Origin of the sequence: uncultured Campylobacter sp. (assembly GCF_937890585.1) — a bacterium.
Classification (GTDB): domain Bacteria; phylum Campylobacterota; class Campylobacteria; order Campylobacterales; family Campylobacteraceae; genus Campylobacter_A.
On the sequence record NZ_CALACG010000106.1, the window covers coordinates 1 to 3,814 of the forward strand.

General features: G+C 39.9%; 3 protein-coding genes and 1 pseudogene. All 4 read right to left on the minus strand.

The features are described from left to right. Positions 1-157: pseudogene (locus tag Q0296_RS02980) on the minus strand (insulinase family protein); the annotation flags it as partial. 11 nt (positions 158-168) lie between these two features. Beyond that, entirely contained in the window at positions 169-1,242 is a 1,074-nt protein-coding gene (locus Q0296_RS02985) for a quinone-dependent dihydroorotate dehydrogenase (protein WP_298036364.1), read from the minus strand. A gap of 52 nt (positions 1,243-1,294) precedes the next feature. Beyond that, the gene (locus tag Q0296_RS02990) at positions 1,295-3,019 is read right to left on the minus strand and encodes an ABC transporter ATP-binding protein (RefSeq protein ID WP_298036366.1); all 1,725 of its coding nucleotides are present in this window, start codon (positions 3,017-3,019) and stop codon (positions 1,295-1,297) included. Beyond that, positions 3,012-3,814, minus strand: an 803-nt coding sequence (locus Q0296_RS02995; protein ID WP_298036369.1) for a class I tRNA ligase family protein, incomplete at its 5' end; no start/stop codon positions are given. The genes Q0296_RS02995 and Q0296_RS02990, both read right to left, overlap by 8 nt.

The window sequence follows — 3,814 nt, forward strand, 5'->3', positions numbered from 1 at the left end:
GCTCTAGCATGTGAGCGATGCCGCTTTTGCCCATCACTTCGTTTCTGGAGCCAACTTTATAAAAAACATCGACGCTTATCACTTTTGAGCCAGGATTTACAGGCACGTGATAAATTTCAAGTCCATTTTCTAGTTTAAATTTATTAAATTTTATCAATCTCTTGCCCTCTATTTTTTAACGTTTGCGCCGACTGCTTCGCTGATAGAAGCAAAGCCATCTCTTTTTAAAAGCTCTAAAATTTCTAAATTTATATCTCTTGCGATCATTGGTCCTTTGAAGATAAAGCTTGTAAAAATTTGGACCAAATTTGCTCCCATTTTTATGCGCTCATAAGCCTCTGCACCGCTATCTATGCCACCACATGCGATAAGTGTCGTCTCGCCATAAAGCTCGTCTGCCACGGCTTTAAAGATATCTTTTGACTTTTTGGCGATCACCTTGCCACTTAGTCCGCCAAAATCTTTTAAATTTGACGAGTGAGAGAGCGAATAATCAACGCTTGTATTTGAAACAAGCACGCCACTAGCGCCGTTTTCTACTGCACAGCTACAAAGCTTGATCGCATCTTCGTGGCTCATGTCTGGAGCGATTTTAAAGATGATCGGCTTTTTAGTAAGTGGCAAAATGACGCTAAAAAGCTCTTTTATAAAGCTCTCATCTTGAAGCGCTCTTAAATTTGGCGTGTTTGGCGATGAGACATTTATGACAAATGTGTCGCAAATTTCGCTAAATTCTTTTACTAAAATTTCATAGTCTTTTATCGCATCTTCGTTTGGCGTAACTTTGTTTTTACCGATGTTTGCCCAGATCGGTATGGTAAAAGGATAGATCTTTTTTACTCTATTTTTGATAGCTTCACAGCCATCGTTGTTAAAGCCCATTGCATTTTGGATGCTCTCTTCGTCTATGAGCCTAAAAAGCCTTGGTTTTGCATTGCCAGGTTGTGGTTTTGGTGTAAATGTGCCAAATTCTAAATGCCCAAATCCAAGAGCCGTGAGCGCCTCAAACATCGTAGCGTTTTTATCAAAGCCGCCAGCTATGCCAACTGGGTTGTGGTAGGTGCTTGAGAATAAATTTTGTTTTAGCGCATTGTCATCGACCACGCATTTGTGCGCTAAAAAGCTTAGCGAGCCAGGGAATATTTTATTTGCTCCGACCATCGCGACTTCAGCGATTTTGTGGGCGGTTTCAGGATCAAATTTGAAAAATATAGATTTTAAAGTATTGTAGTTTAAGCTCATTTTAACCTCTTTAAAATGCCTAAAATTTCTGCAAATCTTAGCAAAAATCGCCTTAAACTAAGGCTTTGCCCTTAAGTTTTGCATAAATTTCATTTCTCTTGCTAAGCTCCTCGTCGCTTCCACTATCAATGATCTTGCCATCACTCAAAACTGTGATCTTATCGGCATTTTCAACCGTGCTCAAGCGGTGAGCGATGACAAAGATGATCTTCTTGCTTCTTAGATTATTTATCGCCTTTGTGATCTCTTTTTCGCTCTCGTTATCAAGCGCTGAAGTAGCCTCGTCAAAGATTAGGATTTGTGGATTTTGATAGAGTGCTCTTGCTATGGCGATGCGCTGTCTTTGACCGCCTGAGAGGTTGGTGCCAAATTCATTTAAGATAGTGTTTATGCCGTTATCTAGTTTGCTTACAAACTCATAGGCATTGGCTAGTTTTAGTGCGTTTATCACGGCTTCTTCGTCAAATTCTCTGCCGTAAGCTACGTTTTTAGCAACTGTGTCGTTAAAGATATAGACGCGCTGGGTTACAAGTCCGATATTTTGGCGAAGTGAGTGAATTTTGATATCTTTTAAATTTGTGCCGTTTATCAAAATTTCACCACCATTTACGTCGTAAAATCTCATAAGCAAATTCATAAGTGAGGTTTTTCCGCCGCCACTTGAGCCAACAAGGGCTATAAATTCTGACTTATTTGCCTCTAAATTTATCCCTTTTAAAACCTCTTTGTCGCCGTAGTTTAGGCGGACGTTGTTAAATTTGATAAGTTTTATCTCTTCGTTTAGCTCATTTTGGCCATCTTTTATCTGGCTTACCTTATCCATCAAGAAAAAGGTCCTCTCGCTGGCTGCGATGGCGTCTTGCATTCTATTATAGATGTTTACGATACGTTTTAGCGGGGTGTAGAGCATAAAAAGCGCTGTTAAAAATGAAAAAAATGCGCCCATATTTATATGCCCATCGATGACATCTTTGCCGCCTATTATTATGACTGCTGCCACGCCTATCGAGCCTATGGTCTCCATTAGCGGGCTTACTAGCTGCTCGATCTTGACGCTTTTTAAATTTAGCCTAAAAAATTTATTATTTTCATCGATAAAGCGTGAATGCTCGTATTTTTGGGCGTTATTTGCCTTGATTATCTCGATATTTGTAAAAATTTCACTAAGCGCAGAGGTGATGTCAGATGTTTTTTCTTGCGACTGCTTTGAAATTTTCTTCATCCTTTTAGCAAGACGCGAGATTGGATAGATCGCCACTGGCATGACCACGAGGGCAAAAAACGCCAGCTTTGGGCTTTGATATATGACGACACAAAGTAGGCCAATGATCGTTATAAATTCTCTTATAAGCTCAGGGATCATGCTTGAGACTATCGATCTTATGCGGTCGATGTCGTTGATGGTTCTGCTTATTAGCTCGCCTGTCCTAAAGGTGTTAAAAAAGTCCATATCTAAATTTATGAGGTGTCCGACTAGCTTTTCGCGAAATCTCCTAATCGTATCTTGTCCGATATATGCCGTAAAATAGGCCTGCATGAAGGTTCCGATATTTTTTACAAGATAAATAGCGATGATCGCACAAGGCAGTAGATAAAGCAGCTTTTCATTTTTCTCAACGAAAATTTTATTTAGCACAGGCTCCACAAGATAGGCACTTACCGCCGTTCCGCCACTGGCAAGCCCCATGCCGATGATGGCAAAGATGAAGTGTGGGATATAGTCTTTAAAATATGGACCAAAGCGCTTTAGCACATCTTTTAAGCCAAAGTTATTCATTATTTTTCTCCCAAACTGCGCCATTTGGCGTATCCATGATAGAGATATTCATTTTTGCTAGCTCATCTCTTATCTCATCAGCTCTTGCGAAATTTCTCTCTTTTTTAGCTACCGTGCGCTCATCAAGAAGCCTCTTTATCTGCTCTTTTTGCTCGTCACTTACGCCAAACTGAAAATACTCTACATAGTTTGTGATAGCAATGCCTAAAATTTCGCCTATCAGCTCTAAATTTGCCACCACTTCAGCCTTATAAGCTTTATCTTTTGGATTATTATCAAGTCTTTCATTTGCCGTTTTTACAAACTCATCGACGCTTGCAAGCGCTTTTGAAGCGTTTAGATCATCGCTTAGTGCTTCAAGTAGCTCATTTTTAAAGCTCTCATTTGCCATGCCAGCTTGTACGCCATCAACCCTTTTTTTGAGGCGATAAATTTTGTCAAGTCTCTTTTTTGAAGCTACTAGATCTTCATCCGAATAGTTAAAATGAGCCCTATAATGGCTCGTAAGTAAGTAATATCTAAGAACTTCGCCATGAACGTTTTTTAGAGCGTCCTTTACGAAAAAGCTGTTATTTAGGCTCTTACTCATCTTTTCGTTATTTACTTTTATAAAGCCATTGTGCATCCAGTATTTGCTTAAATTTTTATGATAGGCACATCTGCACTGGCTTGCCTCATTTTCGTGGTGTGGAAAGAGCAGGTCGATGCCGCCAGCGTGGATGTCGATCTCAAATTTATCATTTTCTTTATCGCTTAAAAACTCCCTTATCATCGCCACGCACTCGGTGTGCCAGC